The organism is Shewanella sp. MBTL60-112-B2 (assembly GCF_019655055.1).
Lineage (GTDB): Bacteria > Pseudomonadota > Gammaproteobacteria > Enterobacterales > Shewanellaceae > Shewanella.
Window position 1 is genome coordinate 1 of sequence record NZ_BPFA01000024.1, and the last position, 22,281, is coordinate 22,281.

Annotated in this window: 22 protein-coding genes, 2 tRNA genes and 2 rRNA genes; 8 read left to right on the plus strand and 18 right to left on the minus strand. The window is 44.6% G+C overall.

The window, feature by feature from the left end; translation table 11 throughout:
* The 7 genes from K5Q73_RS14595 to rimI all read left to right on the plus strand — a co-directional run.
* Positions 1-109: ribosomal RNA gene (locus K5Q73_RS14595) — 23S ribosomal RNA — on the plus strand; the annotation flags it as partial.
* A gap of 146 nt (positions 110-255) precedes the next feature.
* Positions 256-371 (plus strand): 5S ribosomal RNA (gene rrf / locus K5Q73_RS14600).
* A 570-nt stretch (positions 372-941) separates the two neighbouring features.
* Entirely contained in the window at positions 942-1,877 is a 936-nt protein-coding gene (locus K5Q73_RS14605; RefSeq protein WP_220764644.1) for a glycoside hydrolase family 16 protein, read from the plus strand.
* Between the two features lie 169 nt (positions 1,878-2,046).
* A tRNA-Trp gene (locus K5Q73_RS14610) sits at positions 2,047-2,123 on the plus strand.
* Between the two features lie 215 nt (positions 2,124-2,338).
* Positions 2,339-2,415, plus strand: a tRNA-Trp gene (locus K5Q73_RS14615).
* A gap of 160 nt (positions 2,416-2,575) precedes the next feature.
* Positions 2,576-2,926, plus strand: coding sequence for a hypothetical protein (locus tag K5Q73_RS14620; protein ID WP_220764646.1), 351 nt, complete (start codon positions 2,576-2,578; stop codon positions 2,924-2,926).
* Positions 2,923-3,360 (plus strand): ribosomal protein S18-alanine N-acetyltransferase, encoded by a 438-nt coding sequence (gene rimI, locus K5Q73_RS14625; RefSeq protein WP_220764648.1) that lies wholly within the window; start codon positions 2,923-2,925, stop codon positions 3,358-3,360. The genes K5Q73_RS14620 and rimI overlap by 4 nt, the downstream gene beginning before the upstream one ends.
* A gap of 92 nt (positions 3,361-3,452) precedes the next feature.
* Here rimI and lipA read toward each other — a convergent pair whose 3' ends face one another.
* The 14 genes from lipA to leuS all read right to left on the minus strand — a co-directional run bounded on the left by lipA (position 3,453) and on the right by leuS (position 17,444).
* On the minus strand, positions 3,453-4,418 hold the full coding sequence (gene lipA / locus K5Q73_RS14630; RefSeq protein ID WP_220764657.1) for a lipoyl synthase: 966 nt from the start codon (positions 4,416-4,418) through the stop codon (positions 3,453-3,455).
* Positions 4,411-5,070 (minus strand): lipoyl(octanoyl) transferase LipB, encoded by a 660-nt coding sequence (gene lipB / locus K5Q73_RS14635; RefSeq protein ID WP_220764659.1) that lies wholly within the window; start codon positions 5,068-5,070, stop codon positions 4,411-4,413. The genes lipA and lipB overlap by 8 nt, the downstream gene beginning before the upstream one ends.
* Before the next feature lie 94 nt (positions 5,071-5,164).
* Positions 5,165-5,431, minus strand: a complete 267-nt coding sequence (gene ybeD / locus K5Q73_RS14640) for a DUF493 family protein YbeD (protein WP_012156372.1) — start codon at positions 5,429-5,431, stop codon at positions 5,165-5,167.
* Between the two features lie 132 nt (positions 5,432-5,563).
* Complete coding sequence (locus K5Q73_RS14645; RefSeq protein WP_220764661.1) at positions 5,564-6,736, minus strand: serine hydrolase; 1,173 nt, start codon at positions 6,734-6,736, stop codon at positions 5,564-5,566.
* Positions 6,737-6,841: 105 nt separating this feature from the next.
* Entirely contained in the window at positions 6,842-7,624 is a 783-nt protein-coding gene (locus K5Q73_RS14650) for a septal ring lytic transglycosylase RlpA family protein (protein ID WP_220764663.1), read from the minus strand.
* Positions 7,611-8,609: a lytic murein transglycosylase B gene (gene mltB, locus K5Q73_RS14655; RefSeq protein WP_220764665.1), complete on the minus strand. Its 999-nt coding sequence runs from the start codon at positions 8,607-8,609 to the stop codon at positions 7,611-7,613. Before mltB ends, K5Q73_RS14650 begins: the two co-directional genes overlap by 14 nt.
* 101 nt (positions 8,610-8,710) lie before the next feature.
* Entirely contained in the window at positions 8,711-9,817 is a 1,107-nt protein-coding gene (gene rodA, locus K5Q73_RS14660; protein ID WP_220764667.1) for a rod shape-determining protein RodA, read from the minus strand.
* Positions 9,814-11,670 carry a penicillin-binding protein 2 gene (mrdA, locus tag K5Q73_RS14665; RefSeq protein WP_220764669.1) on the minus strand — a complete coding sequence of 619 codons (1,857 nt, stop codon included), beginning with the start codon at positions 11,668-11,670 and terminating at the stop codon, positions 9,814-9,816. The genes rodA and mrdA overlap by 4 nt, the downstream gene beginning before the upstream one ends.
* Before the next feature lie 84 nt (positions 11,671-11,754).
* On the minus strand, positions 11,755-12,225 hold the full coding sequence (gene rlmH / locus K5Q73_RS14670) for a 23S rRNA (pseudouridine(1915)-N(3))-methyltransferase RlmH (RefSeq protein ID WP_220764670.1): 471 nt from the start codon (positions 12,223-12,225) through the stop codon (positions 11,755-11,757).
* Positions 12,225-12,554 (minus strand): ribosome silencing factor, encoded by a 330-nt coding sequence (gene rsfS, locus K5Q73_RS14675; protein ID WP_220764678.1) that lies wholly within the window; start codon positions 12,552-12,554, stop codon positions 12,225-12,227. Before rsfS ends, rlmH begins: the two co-directional genes overlap by 1 nt.
* Before the next feature lie 99 nt (positions 12,555-12,653).
* Positions 12,654-13,307, minus strand: a complete 654-nt coding sequence (gene nadD, locus K5Q73_RS14680; protein WP_220764680.1) for a nicotinate-nucleotide adenylyltransferase — start codon at positions 13,305-13,307, stop codon at positions 12,654-12,656.
* Complete coding sequence (gene holA / locus K5Q73_RS14685) at positions 13,307-14,338, minus strand: DNA polymerase III subunit delta (protein ID WP_220764682.1); 1,032 nt, start codon at positions 14,336-14,338, stop codon at positions 13,307-13,309. The genes nadD and holA overlap by 1 nt, the downstream gene beginning before the upstream one ends.
* Entirely contained in the window at positions 14,338-14,832 is a 495-nt protein-coding gene (gene lptE, locus K5Q73_RS14690; RefSeq protein WP_220764684.1) for an LPS assembly lipoprotein LptE, read from the minus strand. The genes holA and lptE overlap by 1 nt, the downstream gene beginning before the upstream one ends.
* Before the next feature lie 32 nt (positions 14,833-14,864).
* Entirely contained in the window at positions 14,865-17,444 is a 2,580-nt protein-coding gene (gene leuS / locus K5Q73_RS14695) for a leucine--tRNA ligase (RefSeq protein ID WP_220764692.1), read from the minus strand.
* Positions 17,445-17,564: 120 nt separating this feature from the next.
* Between leuS and K5Q73_RS14700 the strand changes: the two genes are divergently transcribed.
* On the plus strand, positions 17,565-18,065 hold the full coding sequence (locus K5Q73_RS14700) for a zinc ribbon-containing protein (protein ID WP_220764694.1): 501 nt from the start codon (positions 17,565-17,567) through the stop codon (positions 18,063-18,065).
* A 175-nt stretch (positions 18,066-18,240) separates the two neighbouring features.
* Here the strand turns inward: K5Q73_RS14700 and lnt are convergent, their stop codons facing one another.
* The 4 genes from lnt to K5Q73_RS14720 are packed head-to-tail and all read right to left on the minus strand — an operon-like array spanning position 18,241 to position 22,237.
* Positions 18,241-19,785, minus strand: a complete 1,545-nt coding sequence (gene lnt / locus K5Q73_RS14705) for an apolipoprotein N-acyltransferase (RefSeq protein ID WP_220764697.1) — start codon at positions 19,783-19,785, stop codon at positions 18,241-18,243.
* A 39-nt stretch (positions 19,786-19,824) separates the two neighbouring features.
* A complete protein-coding gene (gene corC / locus K5Q73_RS14710; RefSeq protein WP_220764850.1) occupies positions 19,825-20,706 on the minus strand; it encodes a CNNM family magnesium/cobalt transport protein CorC in 882 nt (293 codons plus the stop codon).
* A gap of 27 nt (positions 20,707-20,733) precedes the next feature.
* On the minus strand, positions 20,734-21,204 hold the full coding sequence (gene ybeY, locus K5Q73_RS14715; protein WP_220764699.1) for an rRNA maturation RNase YbeY: 471 nt from the start codon (positions 21,202-21,204) through the stop codon (positions 20,734-20,736).
* Entirely contained in the window at positions 21,197-22,237 is a 1,041-nt protein-coding gene (locus K5Q73_RS14720) for a PhoH family protein (protein ID WP_220764701.1), read from the minus strand. Before K5Q73_RS14720 ends, ybeY begins: the two co-directional genes overlap by 8 nt.
* Between the last annotated feature and the right edge of the window lie 44 nt (positions 22,238-22,281).

The following is a 22,281-nucleotide window of genomic DNA, read 5'->3' on the forward strand; positions in this document are numbered from 1 at the left end:
TTTAATTCCTCTAAAGAGCCGTTCGAGACTAGGACGTTGATAGGCAAGGTGTGTAAGCGTTGTGAGGCGTTGAGCTAACTTGTACTAATGACTCGTGAGGCTTAACCATACAACCCTGATGGGTTTTGTATGAGAGACTAATGTTTCTAAAGACAAAATTAGAACTTACTCTGAAAAGAGTGACACTTAATGTAGTGTGAACCCAATTTTTAAGACTTGCATAGCGAGTCCAGCTTTCTAAATTTACCCAATTTGTCTGGAAACCATAGAGCTGTGGCACCACCTGAATCCATTCCGAACTCAGAAGTGAAACGCAGTATCGCCGATGGTAGTGTGGGGTCTCCCCATGTGAGAGTAGGTCATTTCCAGGCGCCAAATACGAGAAAGCCCGCTACCATGTAGCGGGCTTTTTTACGTCTGGAATTTGTGAATTTATGTGTGCTTTATCATCAGATATTCGTAAGTAGACTGACTAATACCATTCCACCTTAATATCTAGTCATTGCAGCCCAATTTCTACGGTATCGAGATATCCCTCTTTCTGTATCACTAATGAAGTTGTTCCAAGTATAGGAGCAAGCATTGACTATATCCTCATAACATTGAGAGCAGCGATTTGCTAAATGCTGCTGTAACCAGCTCCATAGTTACTCTACCTCCTATATCCATTCAATATTTGCTGCTGCATTAAGCTATCTAGGCTCGTCGTAATTTTCTCTTGGTGTACTCCAAAGCAATGGCTTTAGACTGTCTAGGGCGTGTGACATTAATGCACATTAAGGACATTAAAGAATGTATTGCTACCTATGCTTAAGATTTACTTTCGAGGCTATTTTAAAGGGCTTGGCTGGAGGGAATACGACTAATGGGTGATAACGTATGGGGTTCAATAATGATAAGTTGACAGCGTTGTCATTAATTCTAAAGGATATAGAAATAAGATGAATACATCTCAGAGCTTATCAATATTAACGCTTTCACTATTTTTGGGGATCTCAAGCTTTTCTTTTGCTAGCAATGAGCAGGTTTTCTTCGATGATTTTAGTTATATAGATGTCCAGAGTTTTAATAGCAACGGTTGGAAAGCTAGAACTGAAACTGGTCATCCGGGTATCGCAGAGGCAAGTTGGTCAGCTGAAGGTTTAAGTTTTCATCCAGAGCTTAAAGAAGCACATCGTGGAGCGATTAGAATGAGCTCTGTGACGGCAGGAGAAGGATCTAACACCCGTCACACCCAGTTTTGCCACAAACGTAAGTACTTAGAAGGAACCTATGCATCAAGAGTGTTTTTTCGAGACTCACCAACGTATGGTCCCGATGGCGATGAAGTTATCCAAACTTTCTATACCATTAGTCCGTTAGAGTTTCCATTGGATCCCAGTTACAGCGAAGTTGATTTTGAGTACCTGCCTAATGGTGGCTGGGGGAGCGATAGCTCGCCTGCTATGTGGACTACGACTTGGGAAACCTTTCAACTCGAGCCTTGGACTAAAGTAAATGAGTACACCCGCAAGGAGGGGAGTTACGCTGGTTGGCGGGTGTTGGTTATGACAGTAGAAAAAGACGAGGTCAATTATTATGTCGATGGTAAGCTTATTTCTACTCATACCGAAAACGTGGCTCCTGAGCAGCCTATGTCGATTAACTTCAATTTATGGTTTATGCCTAAGGGCGCAGACGGTTCTATCGGTCCAGTGGATTCTGATGAGTTGAGAGAGTACCAGCAGGATATTGATTGGGTGTATCACATTGCGAACGTAATAGTCACTCCTGAGCAGGCGTTGAGCCGAGTGGCTAGCCTACAGGAACGCGATATTAGATACATTGACGCTGTTGCACAGACAAATCCTGCTTTACCTTCTCCATGTGGTTTATAACTCACGTTCTGGAGAGTGAACTTAGCTCTTCGAGCTTGTATTTCAAAGGGAGAGGTAAGTTAAATGGTTAAAGTCCATACTATGTGTTTGAAAAATCCGCATGCGGTGGGTTTTCGTTAAAAAGTACTTTACCTTTTGGCTGAGATTAAGCAAAATCCATCTCATCGACAGGGGTGTAGCTCCAATTGGTAGAGCGCCGGTCTCCAAAACCGGATGTTGTGAGTTCGAATCTCCCCACCCCTGCCAAATTTAGAAAAAGCCGAGCTAATAGCTCGGCTTTTTTGCATCTGTCGTTTACTGTTTTAGTGAGTGGATTTAGTCAGTGTGCTCAGAGAGTTTTATCTAGCGGGTTATGGATTATTATATTTGGCACTATTGTCCGAAAAAACCACAGTTGACGCGCTTTAGATAAAAAAAGCTTTACCTTTGGGGGCTGATTAAGCATAATCCTTTTCGTCGACAGGGGTGTAGCTCCAATTGGTAGAGCGCCGGTCTCCAAAACCGGATGTTGTGAGTTCGAATCTCCCCACCCCTGCCAAAATTCAGAAAAAGCCGAGCAATAGCTCGGCTTTTTCGTATCTGCAGTTTATGATTATATCTTCTAGTAATGATTGGGTAACCTAAACCATTTTATCTAAGTGCCGGCTAGCTGTTATGCTAATGCGATACTATATTCCCCCTTTTTAGATTGAGTCGTCATGGAAAAGAATGCTTATCTTGATGCCATGGGCATTACCCGCTGGAAAAAAGCTGTCCCACAGGCGGATATATTGACTGTGCTAGTCAATCCTTTGCGCATCAAAGATGTCGATAGTCCAATTATTGGTACAGTACTCAGTTTGATTGGCGCTGACGTGAATCTTTGTCGTTTCGCGGTTAGAGCTGAAGGGGGCGCCAAAGTGATCTGGGATATGCGTGGTAAGCTGGCGGTTGCTGGTGATGATAGAATAATCTCAGCTCCGATTAACGAGCTAGAAAGCAGTGTTGAAGCTAAGAAAGCATTATGGGGCAATATGCAGGCTTATATACTTAATAAGGATGCTCAATGACACTGAGTCTGCTGAATGAGGATATGTCGTCTCAAATGGCTGCTATTGCTGCTACAGCGCATTCTCACCCGATGAGTGAGGCTACAATTAAAAGCTGCTTTGGTAATTTGTATACTTGCTTTGGTGTTTTTGATAATGAACTACTTTGCGGCTTCGCCATTTTGCACCAAATTTTTGAAGATGCGACCTTGATGGATATCTGTGTTGATCCAAGCTATCAGGGAAAAGGTCACGGTAAGGCTTTGTTGAACGCTGTTATCGCTGAGGTAAAGGCGAAAGGAGCTGAGATACTACTGTTAGAGGTTCGTCAATCTGGCGCGCCAGCAAGAGCGCTTTATGAAGCCCTAGGTTTTATGGAGACAGGGGTTCGTAAAGGTTACTACAAGACGGAAACTGGTAGCGAAGATGCGATATTGATGCAGCTCTCGCTTTAACAAGCTGAACGGCAAATCGAATTAAAGTCTGATATAAAAATAGCGCCAATAGGCGCTATTTTTATATGTATCAATTTTCTTGCAACAAAGCGTTATTTAACTTCTTTGCCTTGAGCTTGAAGATCTGCATGGTAGCTTGAGCGTACAAGTGGACCACAGGCTGCATGGGTAAAGCCTATGCTTTCAGCTAGCTCTTTTAGCTCGTCAAATTCCGCTGGTGATACGTATCTCTCAACAGGTAAGTGGAATTTTGATGGCTGTAAATATTGACCTAGCGTTAGCATCTCTACATTGTGAGTGCGCAAGTCATGTAATACCTGAGCTATCTCTTCATTGCTTTCGCCTAGACCCATCATCAGACCCGATTTAGTCGGAATGTGCGGGTGGCGCTCTTTAAACTTCTTCAATAGATCAAGTGACCATTGATAGTTAGCACCTGGGCGAGCCTTGCGGTAATGCATCGGCGCCGTTTCCAAGTTGTGGTTGAACACATCAGGTGGCTCAGTTGCCAAAATCTCAAGTGCTGCATCGATACGACCGCGGAAATCAGGCACTAAGGTTTCAATCTTGATTTCAGGGTTGAGTAAACGAATTTCGCGAATACAGTCGGCAAAGTGCTGAGCGCCACCATCACGTAGATCATCACGGTCTACAGAGGTGATTACCACATACTTAAGCTTCATATCTTTGATAGTTTGAGCGAGTTTTTTTGGCTCTTCAGCATCAGGTTTTAGCGGACGACCATGAGCAACGTCGCAGAATGGACAGCGACGAGTGCAGATTGCACCTAAGATCATAAAGGTTGCTGTACCGTGGTTGAAGCACTCAGAAAGGTTTGGACAAGATGCCTCTTCACATACAGAGTGCAAGCCATTTTTACGCAAGGCTTGCTTAATCTCTGTAATGCGCTGATTTGAAGCCGGCAGCTTAACTCGAAGCCAGTCTGGCTTTCTTAACATGGTGTCACGTTCAGATGGCACCACTTTTACTGGAATGCGGGAAACCTTGTCTGCGTCTCTTAGTTTAACGCCAGGTTGTAATCTTTCAGGCCTATTCATATGACTCTGGTAATCCTTGGTGGTGAACTAGCTTATCTAAACCGAGTTCTTGGCTAAGGGTTTCGATCAGTTGGGCACCTGCCTCTTCGACAGTTTGTGGTCCACCGAGCTGTTTGCATTGGATCATTTCCATGCCAGCGTAACCACAAGGGTTTATGCGCTGAAATGGTGACATATCCATATCGACATTAAGGGCCAATCCGTGGAAAGAGCATCCCTTACGGATCCTAAGACCGAGTGATGCGATCTTACGTTCTTCAACATAAACACCTGGCGCATCAGCTTTGGCATAAGCTTCAATCTGATAACGTGCAAGCATATTCACTATGCTCTGTTCTATATGAGTGACGAGCTGGCGCACACCCACTTTAAGGCGTTTAATATCGAGAAGAGGGTAAACGACGAGCTGACCAGGACCGTGGTAGGTAACCTGACCTCCGCGGTCTACCTGAATAACAGGTATATCGCCAGGGTTTAGAATGTGCTCACTCTTACCTGCTTGGCCTTGAGTGAATACTGGCGTATGTTCAACAATCCAGATCTCATCTTGACTGTTCTCATCGCGATTATCTGTGTAGTGCTGCATCGCGTGCCACACTGATTCGTAATCTTGTCTACCTAGATGACGAATATGCAAAGCGTTATCGTACAAGGGCAACCTCTCCCCTCAAATATTTGTGCGGGCTATTATACGCTTCAAAATGATAAATGTAATACGGATCACATTTATCATTTATGATTAATATTTATAGTACGCGTTTAACGCCTTCAATCGCAGCAAGTTGAGTATAAAGTTTCTCGATATGCTCTTTACTTGTAACGGTTATACGTATGGTCACAGAGTTGTAAGTGCCTTTGCTTGACGCTTTTGTTGTTGGTGCATAATCACCAGGTGCTAGGCTTTGAGCCACAGCTACAACGCGATCTGCTAATGTGTCACTCGCATCGCCTACAATTTTAAATGGAAAAGAAGCTGGGAATTCCATTAGTTCATCAAATTTAGTATCTAACATGTTTCACTCTCAAAGATTGCAATATTCACTTATATGGTGGCAATTATACCTTATTCAAGTGGCATAGGCTTGTTTGAAGTATAAAACGCAAGAAGCCACCCTAGGGTGGCTTCTTCGTGTGCTTAGTTTGGCTTAGCTAAACCAGCCTGCAAACATCTGCTTGAAGTAATCTAGTAGTTGGCTAAACCAGCTGCCTTCGTTGACTTCTTGTAGTGTTACAAGTGGGAACTGGGCGATATCTTTTCCGTTTAATTGGAAGTAGATACGACCTACCGTTTCGCCTTTAGCGATAGGTGCATTAAGCTCTTTAGTTAGCTCAAAGTTTGCTTGTAGGTTTTTAGCTTGACCGCGACTAATAGTGATAGGAGTGTCAGTTACCACACCTAGGTCAATCGTTTCACGATCGCCATACCAGATTTTTTGAGTGACGAATGTGTCACCTGCTTTGTATGGAGTAACCGTTTCGAAGAAACGGAAGCCGTAGTTAAGTAACTTTTTGCTTTCAGCCTTACGCGCCGCTTCACTTTTAGTGCCCATTACCACTGAGATTAAACGCATGCCGTCTTTAGTTGCAGATGTTACAAGGTTGAAGCCTGCACCAGAAGTATGACCGGTTTTAATGCCGTCTACGCTTAGGCTCTTATCCCATAAAAGACCATTACGGTTGTACTGCTTGATACCGTTGTAGGTAAAAGATTTCTCTTTGTATACAGCGTACTCTTCCGGAACATCACGAATAATTGCTGCGCCTAGAATTGCCATATCGTAGGCTGTACTTTTGTGATTGTCTGAGTCTAGACCGTGGCTGTTTTCAAAGTAGCTATCTTGCATGCCAAGTTGTTTAGCCCAAGAGTTCATTAGGTCAACAAAGCCGTCTTCTGTACCAGCAATATGTTCAGCCATAGCAACACAGGCATCGTTGCCTGATTGAATGATAATACCCTTGTTAAGATCTTCTACTGTGACTTTTTTGCCCACTTCAATAAACATCTTAGAAGAATCTGGGAAATTTTTAGACCAGGCTTTTTTGCTGATTGTCACTTCATCAGTCGGCGCAATGTTACCGACTTTTATTTCATGACCAATAACATAGCTGGTCATCATCTTGGTCAAGCTTGCAGGGTTTAAGCTTTCGTAAGCATTTTCCTCTGCAATGATTTGTCCAGTATTGTAGTCCATAAGCACGTAGGCTTTAGCGGCAACTGTTGGTGCATTTGGAGTAACGACTGGGGCCGCTTGTGCTGATAATGCGGCGACTGAAGTCGCGAACAAAAGTGTTTTTAAAGGTTTGTTCAATAAATTCATATTAATAATGCACGTCTTAATAAGTTGATGTATGAAGAAAGTGTAATTCCCACGAGTATAACATTAGTCGACAAGGGAATTCAGCGTTGGTTCATTAATCTTGGTTCATTCTGTAAGCAGATAACTTTGAGGGTAACCCTCTTGTTTTAGCTGCTCGGTTAGCTTAGTAGCAAGCTGCTGTTGGCCGATTGGACCGAGTTGTAAACGGTAGAGGTTATTCACACTCTGGACTCGGCTTTTTACCTGATATTTCTGCTCTAAAACCGCCGCTAGACTATCTAAGCGTTCTTTGCTAGATGAGGCAACGACTTGAATATAATGCAGCTCAGTACCTTTGAGTTCGGCAAGAGCGGTAGACTCAGGATCGGCAATGTAGATGACTTCTAAACTGACATTTGCTGTACCCGTTTTTAGCATATCTAAACGGTGAGCCGCAGCATAAGAGAGGTCGATAATTCTATCGGCATGGAAAGGGCCTCTGTCATTAACACGAACGATAACCGTCTTATTGTTTTTCAGGTTAGTGACCTTTACATAGCTAGGTAGTGGCAGTGTTTTATGGGCCGCAGACATGGAGTACATATCATATGTTTCTCCGTTAGAAGTTAGGTGGCCATGAAACTTAGCCCCATACCATGATGCGATGCCCTTATCGGCATACCCTTCACCGCTATCCATTACGTGATAGCTTTTGCCTAATACCGTGTAATTCTTTTTGTTGCCGCCACGACTATAGGGCTCATATTTGGGATGAGCATCTTCGACCTTGGTCACATCAGGGGCTGAAGTCGGCGCTTTATCGTCATCAAGTTCGTAGCGACCACCGCTAGAGCATGCGGCAAGTGTTGCAGTTAAAAACAAGATGGCAAGGATATTATTGCGTGGCATAGGCTTTCTTTAATTCCTGACTAAACTGATACACAGCCATGGCGTACAGAGGGCTGCGGTTGTAACGAGTGATAACATAAAAGTTTTTAAGGCCTAGCCAATACTCATCATGATCGGCTTGCTCAAGTTTAACGACAAGAGCAGGTTGCGACACATCGAGATCCATAGATTGAGCGAGTGCGACATTTGGCGATAGGATATCAGCAACCTGATAATGCAGCTTCTCGCCAGACCAAGTCTTGACTGTATCAGGTAAGTCTTTATTTAAGGTTAATTGTAGGGTTACAGGCTGGTTTTTTTGCCAACCATGCTGATGAAAATAGTTGGCCACGCTGCCAATAGCATCTGTAGTGCTATTTAACAGGTCACGGCTACCGTCATTATCAAAGTCGACCGCGTAATGGCGATAGCTTGACGGGATAAATTGACCAAAGCCCATAGCGCCCGCATAGGAGCCTTTTAGACTATTGATATCCAAGTGCTCTTCTTTGACGAGTGACTGAAGGTTTGCGAATTCACTTCTAAAGAAGGTAGCCCGTGGAGGGTAATGGAAACCTAAGGTATAAAGTGCATCTTTAACAGGGTAATTACCCATATAACCACCGTAAAAGGTTTCGATGCCGATAATGGCCACGATGATCTGTGGGTCAACATCAAACTCTTTTGATGCTCGTTCGATAGTTTTCGCGTGCTCTTTCCAGAAGGCTAAGCCGGCATCTAGACGCTTTTCGGTTAAGAATATCGGATAGTATTGATGCCAAGGCTTGGCTTCCCAAGGCTTGGTCATTGCATCGATAACGGCTTGATTGTACTCGGCGTTGGCAATGAACTGCTTGGTTTCACTGCTATTAAAGCCTTTGTCTGTTTGGGTTTTGATAAATTCGGACTTTAGCGCTTCGACTTCTGCGTCTGACGGTGATGCTGCAGCGGTGAATGAAAAGAGGCTTAACGCCAAAGGTGCAAGAATGCGTTGTAATAGTGTCATCTATTGGGCAGTCCTTAGTGGTCGATAAGCATTATGATTAGGCTATTTGAATGCACCATAATGCTCTCGAGGGTTAATTATCTAATGGCTTAAACGAGGCGTTATCTATCGATAAAGCGTCTATGGGTATGAATACTCATTAAAATGCCAAAACCTGTCATCAATGTAAGCATAGATGTACCACCATAACTGATTAATGGCAGTGGTACACCTACTACGGGTAAAAGGCCTGAAACCATACCGATATTTACAAAAATATATACGAAGAAAGTTAAGGTAATACTACCGGCTAAGAGACGGGCAAAGCTGGTTTGTGCGCGGGAGGCAATAACCAAACCGCGGCCGATGACGTAGATGTAGAGCGACAACAGCAATAAAGCACCAATGAGGCCAAACTCTTCACCAATAACCGCGAAGATAAAATCGGTATGGCGTTCAGGTAAAAACTCTAGTTGCGACTGCGTGCCTTGCAACCATCCTTTGCCCCATAAACCACCAGAACCAATGGCTATCTTGGACTGGATAATATGGTAGCCAGCACCGAGTGGATCTTTCTCTGGATCCAGTAGCGTGAGTACTCGGGTACGCTGATAATCGTGCATCAGAAAGAACCAAAGTACGGGGAGCATCGCCAGTATACTGCCGACAAATCCACCGACAATACGCCAGCTCATACCTGATAAAAACAATACGAAAATTCCTGAGGCGGCAACGAGGATCGAGGTGCCGAGATCTGGCTGTTTAGCGATAAGTAAAGTTGGAACAAGTAAGATGACGCCTGCGCCGGCAAGGTAGCGCTTCTTAGGTGGTAGAGGGAATTTACTAATGTACCAAGCCATGGTGATAGGGAAGGCGAGTTTTATCAACTCTGACGGTTGAAACTCCATAAAACCTAAATTCAACCAGCGCTGAGCCCCTTTATTGATTTCACCAAAAAAATGTACGCCAATCAGCAACACGATTCCGGTTAAATAGATGGGAAAGGCCCAGCGTCTAAGGACTTCGGGGTTAATTTGCGCGACAGCAAACATGACCAATAATGACAAGGCCATACGAAATAGCTGACGATCCATCAGGGCTAAATCTTCACCACCGGCGGAGTAGATCACAACAAGACCAAAGGCCATCAGTGCTAAAAGGCCTAGCAACAGAGGTAAGTCTATGTGTAGACGCTGCCAGATGTTTGGGCGATGATTATGTGCGCTCATTTAGTCTTATCCCATGAATCTCTTAATAAATACTCATCTAACAAGGCGCGAGCAACAGGACCTGCGTTTACACCACCCCAGCCAGCGTTTTCAAGTACTACCGCCAGTACAATCTTTGGATTCTCATAAGGGGCGTAGGCAATAATTAACGCGTTATCGCGCAAACGCTCATCAATATTTTCTGCATCGTATTCAGCGTCTTGAGCAACACTGAATACCTGTGCGGTACCTGTCTTCATCGCCGCGGTATAGCGAGCATCGGTGAAGCGAGATTTATGCGCCGTATCGCGCATGGCTTCGTTGATGATTTTCCAGTTATTAGGATCCTTTAACTCGATGGGTGGCAACTCATCGGGTGGGGTATCAATTTTAGCAGTCTGGTCTTGAATCGATTTTAAAAAATGTGGCACAAAACGGCGGCCGTTATTGGCCAAAATAGCCGTGGCGTTAGCAAGCTGAAGTGGAGTAGTTGTCCAGTAACCCTGACCGATACCAACAGAGATGGTGTCACCAATGTACCAAGGTTGGTTGTAACGCAAGCGTTTCCAGTCCTTAGACGGCATGATGCCTGCGGACTCTTCAAAAATATCTACGCCAGTACGCTCACCAAATCCAAAAGGTTGCATAAAGTTGGCTATCGAATCAACGCCGGTTTTATATGCTAAGTCATAAAAATAGGTGTCACAAGAGCTAACAATCGCGCTATTAACATCAACCCAGCCATGGCCCCATCGTTTCCAATCTCGATATTTACGTTCAACTCCAGGGATCTGCCAGAACCCTGGGTCCCAAATACGAGTTTTCGGGGTAACTGTTTTATTCTCTAAACCAAGCAGTGCTAAGTGTGGTTTGACTGTAGAAGCCGGAGCGTATTGTCCTTGAGTTGCACGGTTAATAAGTGGCTTAGATTTAGAATTTAACAATTCACTATAGGCTTTGCTGCTAATACCGTGAACGAATAAGTTTGGATCGTAGGTTGGGCTTGAGACTAGCGCCAAAATCCCCCCGTCACGCGGGTCGATAGCAACAATAGAACCACGACGACCGTTCAGCAGTTCCATCGCTTTTTTCTGCAACTTTAAATCTAAGGTCAAGTAGATATCTTGACCTGGCGTTGGTGGCTCAGACTTTAAAATACGAATAGTGCGCCCACGGTTATTGACCTCCTCTTCGAGGTGGCCAGGCTTACCTAGCAGCATGCTTTCGTAAAATTTCTCTATGCCTTGTTTACCAATATCCTTGGTCGCCGCGTAGTTAGCCCATAGGTCATTGCGAATAAGCGAGTCTTGATCTCGGCTATTAATCTTACCCACATAACCGAGGGCATGAGTCATTAAGCCGTTATAAGGGTAATGGCGTTTTAGGCCTGCTTCGACAGAGATACCAGGAAAGCGATGTTGATTGACGCTGAACTCGGCAACTTGCTCTTCGGTGAGCTTGTTTTTTATTGTCAGTGGCTTAAATCGGCGATGATACTTGAGTGCGTCAAGCACATTTTCTTTTTCATCGGCAGAAAAGTCGATAACTTGGCTGAGTTCATCTAAGGTATCACTGACACTTTTGACCTTTTCAGGCACTAATTCTAATGAGAAGAAAGGTTGGTTTTCGGCAAGTAGTTGCCCATGTCGATCGTAGATCAGACCACGGCTAGGTGCGATGGGTACGACACGGATACGATTGTCGTTTGAGCGGGTTTCATAGTCTTTAAAAGAGGTTATTTGCAGGTTATAAAGGTTAACCAGCAGCAAACTCAGCAGGACAATAACACTTAAGAAAGTAAACAGGGCCCGACTCTTAAACAGCGACGCCTCGGCCGCATGGTCGTTCATGGTTATGCGCTTTCTAGGGGACACTTACATTCTCTCCTGCTTAAAAAAGGGTGCCAAGCACATATGCCAGTCCTGTTAAGGTCAGTCTAACCAAATTGTGATTCGATATTATTCTCTATGGTAGGGATGATTATTATTAATGCTCCAGCCACGATAAAGGCTTTCGGCAACAATCACACGTACCAAAGGATGAGGTAGGGTCAGAGCTGATAGACACCAGCTTTGTGCGGCAGCTTTTTTACAGTCAGGCGATAAACCTTCAGGACCACCAATCAGCAAGCTAACATCGCGGCCATCGAGTAGCCATTTGTTCATCTGCTCTGCTAGCTGTGGAGTGGTAAGGTTTTTACCGGGTAAGTCTAAGCTGACTATATGATTCCCTTTCGGGATCGCTGCCAACATTAACTCGCCCTCTTTTTGGAGGATGCGAGCTATATCGGCATTTTTACCGCGTTTGCCAGCGGGGATTTCAATTAACTCAAGCGCCATATCTCGAGGAAAGCGGCGCTGATATTCTTTGAAACCTGTTTCAACCCAATCTGGCATGCGGGTTCCAACTGCGACTAACTGAATCTTCATTACTCTGGCTTTTCTGACCAAAGTTTTTCAAGCTGGTAAAAATCGCGAGTTTGATCTTGCATAACATGCATGATGACGTCGCCTAGGTCCACTAGAACCCACTCACTGCTTTCGCGACCTTCGACACCAAGAATTGTCAGGCCGGCACGCTTAGATTCAACCACTAGATTTTCAGCGATTGCTTTTACGTGTGTTTTTGAGTTACCTGTACATACAACCATAAAGTCGGCGATGTTAGATTTCTCTGATACGTCCATTACAATGATATCTTTTGCTTTAAGGTCTTCAACCTTATCGATTACAAATTGCTTTAACTCTGCGCTTTCCACGCTGGTACCCCATTAATTTTAAGACAGCGCGATAGTATAGCAGTATTTCAGATCCAGATTAATAGTTCTTACTTATAAATATCTGCGATTAAGTGGGGTTTATTGTGAATTACTATGACTGTCAGGCAGATAAAGCTGATTATTCTGAATATAGGCTTGGATGGTTTGCGGTAATGAGGCTGGGATCTTACCTTGCTGCAGCAGCTGGCGGATCTCCGTTGACGAAATATCTTGCTCTGTAACATCGACCATAAATATTTCCCCCACACAAGCTTGATGACTCGAAGAGGCTGATTGTTTTGATAAATGCAGCTTTAGCAATGTATGAATAGGATCGTTATCGGTTAATTCCCAACCAGGGCGCTTACATACCACAATGTGACACAGGTTGAATAACTGTTGCCACTGGTACCATTTATTGAGGCTTAAAAAGGAATCCATACCCATGATGAAATAAAACTGATGCTCAGGGTGCTGGGCGGTTAATTGGGATAATGTTTGCGCGGTATAAGAGGGGGTCTCACGTTTAACTTCGATATCGCATAGCTTAAAACCGGATAACTGATCACAAACAAGCTGAGCCATAGCCAACCTATCTTGGGTGGAAACATGGGTGCTTAGTTTGTGGGGGGGGATGTGGTTTGGCATTAACCAAACCTCATCTAAATTAAGCTGCTGCTTTACCTCTTGGGCTGGACGTATATGGCCAAAGTGGATTGGGTCGAAGGTGCCGCCTAAAATACCTATTTTCATCAGTCTAAAACGATATGCGCTAGTTTATTATGGGCCTTGGCATCGAACAATAAACTGATATGGCTCAGTCCTGTCCAATCTTCTATTCCTTGCTGCTTTAGCTTTAGCTCGATAGCAGAGGCTCCGGCAAGTAAGGTTTCAATATGATTGAGCTCTAGGCGATTCAAAGCATTTTGGTAAATAGGTTTTCGTTTATCCCAAATCCGTAACTTGCCCCAAAGGCCTTGCAAAGATTCACGCTTGTCTTGTGCGCTTTTTAGCTGCAATAGCAGCGCAAGCTCTTTAAATAACGACCATAGGATAATCGGCATAGCAACCCCTTCGCTTTTTAGCTGCGACAGAATGTGCTGGGCTTTATCTTGTTGGTTATTAAGCATTGCATCGGTGAGTTGAAACACACTGAAGCGTGATTGATCTTCGAAGTACTGGCTTAATTGCTCACAGTCGATGGGCGCTGTAGGGCTTAATAGCTGCAACAACTGTAGCGCTTGATCGGCGGCGAGTAGGTTACCTTCGTAAAGTGCAAAAAGCATTTCACGAGGATCTCTCGCTAGGGACAAGCCATAGTGATTAATACGGCCGTCTAACCAGCGCTGAAATTGTGCGCCCTCAGGAGTCGTACAAGGTACGTATATCCCTTTAGCATCTAGGCTCTTAAACCATTTACTCTTTGTTTGCTCTGCCGCAAGTTTTGGACCGGTTAAGATGAGTAACACATCTGGATTATCCATCTGCATTAACGTTTGCAGCATGGCGCTACCGTCGGTACCCGGTTTTGCTTGGGGGAGAGTTAACTCAATGATACGACGGCTCGAAAATAAGCTCATCGCTTGCCACTGCTCGAACAGTTCATTCCAGCTAAAACCAGTTTCTTGGGTCAGTTGGATTTTTTCTTCGAAACCTTGGCGCTTAGCTTCTGCGTGCAGAGCGGCGCGGCTCTGCTCACACAGCCAAGGATCATCACCAAAAATAAGGCAACATTGAGGCAGTGGAGAAAGCTGACGCGCTAACTGATCTGGATAGACCCGCATCAATTTACCTCAGTCGCGGCCAATGTTTGAATAATACGGTCGGCTGCTTGAATGCGCATCTCTTTTAGCAATAGCTCCATTTCTCGGCTTTTTGCTAATGCGGTGCGGGGATCATCGAGGTAATCACGGTGAATTGCTACATCAAAACGTTGGGATTCATCGCTAGGCAATTGTACTGAAAATGCCACCTGATAGATAAGTTCGTATTCGGCTACGTTACCCGTAGGGTAGATAGACAATGTTGAACGTTCTAGAGAGTCGCTTATCAGGCGTAGTGCCGGAATATCATCTGCTGGAGCAACGACGGCAATACTATTTAAGCGTAGGCGCTCACGCACTAGGCGCGTCAATTCGCTGTATTCGTCTTGGCTGCTAAGACTTAAGGTTTGTAGCTGCTCTGGAATAGAGTAGCTACCCTGAAGTCTAAAGCCGCAACCGGCACTGAGCAAAACACTCAGTGCTAAGGTTGCCAAAAGTATGCGTTTAATTAGCATAAGCTTTGTTTAGTCTTCCTTGTTTACGAAGATTAGTTCGCTACGATATTGAGCAGCTTGCCCGGTACGTAGATAACCTTACGAACAGTTTTACCTTCGGTGTGTTTAACCACGCCTTCTTCGGCCATACCTGCAGCTTCAACTTCTTCTTTGCTCGCATCTGCAGCAACGGTGATCTTAGCGCGTAACTTGCCGTTAACTTGAACGATAATTAGTTTGCTGTCTTCAACTAATGCTGACTCGTCAACTTCTGGCCAAAGTACATCTTCAATTGCACCCTGGTTACCAAGCTCGTTCCATAGCACAAAACAAGTGTGTGGAATGATTGGGTAAAGTAAACGGATAACTGCATTCAAGGCTTCTTGCATTAGTGCCTTGTCTTGTTCAGTTTCTGATGGTGCCTTTTGTAGACGGTTCATCAGCTCCATAATTGATGCGATAGCCGTGTTGAACATCTGACGACGTTCAATATCATCACCCACTTTAGCAATCGTTTTATGCAGTTCACGACGTAGCTCTTTTTGCGCTGCGTTAAGTGACTTAACATCAAGCTCAGCAGTTGCGCCTGTAGCAATATGATCGTGTGCAGTTTTCCACAAACGCTTAATAAAGCGATGGGCACCTTCAACACTCGACTCTTGCCATTCAAGAGTTAGCTCTGGTGGCGCTGCGAACATCATAAATAGACGCACTGTGTCGGCGCCGTACTTATCAACCATTTCTTGTGGGTCGATACCGTTGTTCTTAGACTTAGACATCTTGCTCATACCGGTATAAACCAGTTCATGACCTTCGCTGTCTACGGCTTTAAGTGTACGGCCTTTGTCGTCGGTTTCTTGTACGGTTACATCTGATGGTGCAACCCAAACGCGAGCACCTTTCTCATTGTTATAGTAATAAGCATCAGCCAGAACCATACCTTGAGTCAGTAGACGCTTAGCTGGCTCGTTAGAGTTAACTAGGCCTGTGTCACGCAGTAATTTGTGGAAGAAGCGGAAGTACAATAGGTGCATACAAGCATGCTCGATACCACCAATGTATTGATCAACTGGCAACCAGTAGTTCGCTTTTGCAGGATCAAGCATTTCATCTGCATGCGGGCTACAGTAACGCGCGTAGTACCAAGATGATTCCATAAAGGTATCAAAGGTATCTGTTTCGCGGAATGCTTCTTGACCATTAACAGTGGTTTTAGCCCACTCTTTATCAGACTTGATTGGGCTTTGGATACCATCCATAACCACATCTTCAGGTAAGATAACAGGCAGCTGATCTTCAGGAGTTGGCATCACTGTGCCATCTGCCAAAGTGACCATTGGAATTGGTGCACCCCAGTAACGCTGACGAGAAACACCCCAGTCACGTAGACGGAAGTTTACTTGGCGCTTACCTTTGCCTTCAGCTGTTAGCTTGGCATCGATTGCGTCAAATGCCGCTTGGAAGTCTAAACCGTCAAATTCAGCAGAGTTAAATAGCACGCCTTTTTCAGTGTAGGCTTCTTCGCTGATATCTACTTCGCCGTCAACAGGCTTAACAACTGCTTCGATGTTTAGGCCGTACTTTTTAGCAAACTCATAATCACGTTGGTCGTGAGCAGGAACAGACATTACCGCGCCGGTACCGTAGTTCATTAGTACGAAGTTACCTACCCAGATTGGCACTTCTTTGCCAGTGATAGGGTGGATAGCATTAAGACCTGTAGCAACACCTTTCTTTTCCATTGCAGCCATAGCAGCTTCAGTGGTATCAGCGTTCTTACACTCTTCAATAAACTCAACCAAAGCTGGGTTATTGGCAGCCGCTTGCTCTGCTAATGGGTGGGCAGCAGCAATAGCAACATAAGTCACGCCCATTACAGTGTCAGGGCGAGTGGTGTAGATATCAAAGCTCTGGTCGCTGTTAGCAACCTGGAACGTCATCTCGATACCTTCACTACGACCAATCCAGTTACGCTGCATGGTCTTAACTTGCTCTGGCCACTCTTCTAAAGTGTCAATATCGTTAAGTAGCTCTTCTGCGTACTCGGTGATTTTAATAAACCACTGTGGGATCTCTTTTTGCTCCACATTGGTATCACAGCGCCAGCAGCAACCGTCGATAACCTGCTCGTTAGCAAGTACGGTTTCGTCGTTTGGACACCAGTTAACTGAAGAGGTCTTCTTGTAAACTAGGCCTTTTTCATAAAGCTTAGTGAAGAACCACTGTTCCCAGCGATAGTACTCAGGGGTACAAGTAGCGATTTCACGTGACCAGTCATAGCCAAAACCAAGCATTTTTAGCTGGTTCTTCATGTAGTCGATATTTTCGTAAGTCCAAGGTGCAGGCGCGGTATTGTTTTTGATAGCCGCGTTCTCAGCTGGGAGACCGAAAGAGTCCCAACCAATAGGTTGAAGCACGTTTTTACCTTGCAGACGTTGGTAACGAGACACAACATCGCCTATGGTGTAGTTACGTACGTGACCCATGTGCAGTCGGCCCGATGGGTACGGGAACATAGAAAGGCAATAGAACTTTTCTTTGTTTTCGTCTTCGGTGACTTCAAATGTTTTTGTGTCTTGCCAGTGCTGCTGCACTTTAGCTTCAATTTCTGAAGGAGTATATTGCTCTTGCATCAATCTATTTCCGGCTATGCCGCCCATTGTTTGATCTAGCGCTATATCAGCGCGAGTTATATCGACATAGAATAAACTAGAAGTGAGTCATTAAAAAGGTTCGTTGAAGGAGTATTTACCATGAGTGACCAAAGTAGCGCGTTACTTTCGCTTTATGAAGCACTTATTGAGCACATTAAAACTCAATATAATGATGATAACTCTTTGACAGTAAAGAGTTTGTACCAGCAAGTACAGGCGAGTAGAGAATACTTGGCATTAAAGCAGCACGCAAAGGAAGAAGAGTTAGCTTTAGTCGAACAATTTTTAAAACGTGACATAGCGAGTTTCTTGCAGGAGCAAAATGCCACAGATCTGAGCCATAGTCCGACTATGATCACTGTTGAGAACACTTTATGGCACTGGTTAAGTGAAATAACTGACCGCAGTCAACTTGAGTGGCATGAGGTGGCGCAAGACTTTAAGCACCATGGTTATTACGAGAGTGGTGAGATTATTGGCCAGGGCACTATGGTGTGCACGGCCTGCGGTCACGAGTCGAAAATTGAATTTCCAGGTGTGCTCTCTGATTGCACTGAATGCGACAATAATGAGTTTACCCGCGAGGCTTTAGCGCCTTAGCATTGAATTTTTGTATCAATAGTTGTTTGCTCTTGAGGCTTAACATTAGCCTCAAGCCGCGATAAATCAGCTAACAGCCACCTTATGCTTTTTTATTCAGGAGCATGGTGGCTGTAGCTTGTCGATATTTTCTACTGATTGATATTAGTTGTCTATCACAGCACTTTCTGTTTAGTTACAGCACTTTCTTTCTAATTACAGCACCTAGGGCGATTAAAAAGCTCAAGATCAATACTGGCCACTGGCCAATAGTGGTAAACAGGGTGTGGCCCTTCATCAGTTGAATATCAGCGACTAATACACCCGCTTCAAACTGTGGCAGTTGGTCGGTAATATTACCTTTTTCATCGACGACGGCTGTCACGCCGTTATTGGTTGCGCGTACCAGTGGTCTCCCTAGCTCTACTGAGCGCATCTGGGCGATTTCCATATGCTGCAGTGGCCCGTTTGAGCTGCCGAACCAAGCGTCATTCGAGACTGTTAGCAGTAGGTCCGTGTTGTCATTCATATTGGCGCGGAGTTGCTCGGGAAAGGCAATTTCGTAGCAGATAGCAGGTGAGATCTGATGACCCACAGCATTGAGGTTTGGCTGGGTAAACTCGCCGCGGTCGAATGAAGACATGGGTAGATTAAAAAATGGTGCTAGTGGTCTAAGTAGTGACTCAAACGGCACAAACTCTCCCACAGGAAGTAAATGGTGCTTTTTAAACTCATTGTTACCATTGCCTAAATAATCTGGCTCTGATTGTTGCTTATGGTTGTAATTGCCTAGCACAATCAGTGAGTTATAGAATTCACTGTTTTGGTAGCCAATAATGCCAGTAATGATTGCTGTATTGTTTAAATTGGCGACTTTATTGGCGTTATAAAGAAATGACTGCACATTCTCATCAACATCGGGAGCTGGAATCGCCGCTTCAGGCCAAATAATCAAGTCGCTATTTAGCAGCTCTGGTCGCGATAGGTCCATATATTTGAGCATGGTTGGCCAAAGCGCATCGGGCTGCCATTTCATGCTTTGAGGAATATTACCCTGAACTAATGCAACCTTGATGGTTTCACCATTAGGCGTCACTTCAGAAGTCAACGGTGCGACAAAGGTCAGTGCGGCAAATACAGGCACAGCAATGGCGAAGCTCTGCCAGCGTTTAACGGCTAATAGCGCGATAGCTCCTGCTAGCAAGGCAACAATAAAGCTAAGGCCTAAGGTGCCAAACATGGATGCGATAGGCTTAAGGGGTCCCTCTGTTTGACTATAACCAGCCCATAGCCAAGGAAAACCAGTTAATACCCAACCTCGTGCCCACTCAGTAAGGGTCCAAAGTGCAGGAAATACCAGTAAGTTGCGTAGCAGGGACGTCTTCGGTGCAAGCTTTTGCATTAAACAGCCCGCAACAGCAGGGTAAAGCGCGAGATACAATGCAAGCAGTGCCATTAAGGCGATTGAGGCGATAAGCGGCATGCCGCCATAGACATCCATGCTGACGTGCACCCAGCTGATCCCTACAGAGAAACAGCCAAAGCCAAAGCTGAGCCAGTATTTAAAAGCTTGTTTAGGTGTTAAATCAGAGCTCTGGTGGAGAACAAAGGCCAGTGCAATAAGATAAAGCGGCCAAATAGAATAGGGGGCGAAGGAGAGCGCGGTAGTGGCGCCGGCCGTATAGGCCAGCACCAGTTTCGAACGCGGATGATGGGCTAATGCCCGAAGTTTATTCAGCATACAGCCTCATCATTGGGTCGTGATAACGTAAGTTAGTTGTTAAGCAACAGTCTCATCATTGCTTTGACCGTTATCAGGGAACTTAACTCTAAGTTGGATTAAGCGACGAGTATCGGCGTTAACCACTTTAAACTCGATATCTTGGATCATGACCTTTTCGTCACGTTCTGGTAGGTGACCAAATGCATGGGATACCATACCACCAACAGTATCGAATTCTTCATCACTAAACTCGGTACCGAATGCTTCATTGAAGTCATCGATTGGAGTAAGTGCTTTTACCATAAATACTTGCTTACTGACTTGTTTGATTTCAGTCTCTTCTGCAGAGTCATGGTCAAACTCATCTTCGATATCACCTACGATCTCTTCGAGAATATCCTCAATTGTCACTAGGCCCGACACGCCACCGTACTCATCGACAACAATTGCCATATGGTAACGCTGAGAGCGGAACTCTTTTAGTAACACATCAACACGTTTACTCTCAGGAACAACGACTGCTGGACGGATTACTTGACGTAATTCGAACGGTTTTTCGTTGTTTTTAAAGCCATACTGAAGCAAGTCTTTCGCAAGCAAAATGCCTTCGATATGATCTTTGTCTTCATTGACTACTGGAAAACGAGAGTGTGCTGAACCGATCACGGTAGAAAGCACTTCTTCTACTGTGTCATCAATCTGGATTGCGACAATCTGCGCACGTGGGATCATTATATCCCGTACACGAAGATCGGACACTTCTAGAACACCTTTGATCATTTCACGGGTGTCTTCGCTGATTACTTCGCGTAGCTCTGCATCACGAATTACGTCAACCAAGTCTTCGCGATTTTGTGGTTCGCCCTGGAACAACTGACTTACTTTCTCTAACCAGCCCTTCTTGTGGGCGTTAGTACTCGGTGGGATATCGTCACTCATAGTGTTTTCTTGACTCTTTTGAGCCAATTATTGCTCCTTATAAGGATTAGTATAACCAAGGTTTTCAATTAGTTGGGTCTCTAGTGACTCCATCTCTTCGGCCTCAGAATCGTCAATATGATCATACCCTAGCAGATGGAGACAACCATGTACAACCATGTGTGCCCAATGTGCGAGTAGGGGTTTATTTTGATCAATTGCTTCTTGCTTAACAACCTCAGCACAAATCACTAAATCGCCTAGTAGCGGTAGCTCAATGCCCGGTGGTGCTTCAAACGGGAAAGACAAAACATTAGTAGGTTTGTCTTTGCCACGGTAAGTCTTGTTTAATTCTTGGCTTTCTTCAACGTCGACAATACGAATCGTTAATTCTGCCTCACTCATAGTATCTCTGAGTGCGGTTTTAACCCAAAGTTCAAGTTCTGCTTGCGATGGCAGCTCAAATCCTTCAACGGCAACTTGTACATCAAGATCGATAACCATCTGACTATCACTCATGGGGGGCTGTTTCCTGTAATTGGTATTGGCTATCTTTATTGCCTTTACTCGATTGTGCTTTTAACTCGAACGCTTCATAAGCCTCTACGATGCGAGCCACAACGGGGTGACGTACCACATCTTTTGCCTGAAAGAAGTTAAAACTAATTTCATCCACTTCCCCTAACACTTCAATTGAATGGCGCAGGCCAGACTTTTGATGCTTAGGTAAGTCTATCTGGGTAATATCACCAGTGATCACCGCTCGAGAATTGAAACCAATACGGGTCAGGAACATCTTCATTTGTTCAACAGTGGTATTTTGGCTCTCATCGAGAATGATAAAGGCATCATTTAATGTACGGCCGCGCATATAGGCAAGTGGCGCGACTTCAATAACATTGCGTTCAATTAAACGCTCTACCTTTTCAAAACCCATCATTTCAAAAAGTGCATCATATAGCGGGCGTAAGTAAGGATCGACTTTCTGGCTTAAGTCGCCTGGTAGAAAACCGAGCTTCTCACCGGCTTCAACCGCTGGGCGCGTAAGCAAGATACGGCGCACTTCTTGGCGCTCTAACGCATCGACTGCAGCGGCTACCGCAAGGTAAGTTTTACCTGTACCGGCTGGACCAATACCAAAGGTAATATCGTGGTTAACGATATTACGTACATAATCACTTTGATTTGGATTACGCGGTTTAATTACGCCACGCTTAGTCTTAATGTATAACTCGCTCTCATCACGAGGGGCTTCCATATCTAAGGCTATTGCCTCTTGGATCGCGATATGAACTGTATCGGGTTCAAGATCTGGAGTGCTGCCTTTAAGCGGCTGAGTCTCGATATAGAGATCTTTCAATAGATTGTTGGCTGTCAAACAGTTGCGTGGTGAACCGACAATTTGAAAATGATTATTTCGGTAGCTGATCTCAACACCAATACGGCGCTCTAACTGCTTGATATTGTCATCAAATGGACCGCAAAGCGAAGCGAGTCTACGTGTTTCAGCCGGCTCTAAATACAGGTTGAGCGTTGTTAACTTGTTTGACAAAAAATCACTCCATTAATCTAAGTCTGGTTATACGTTAATAGTGC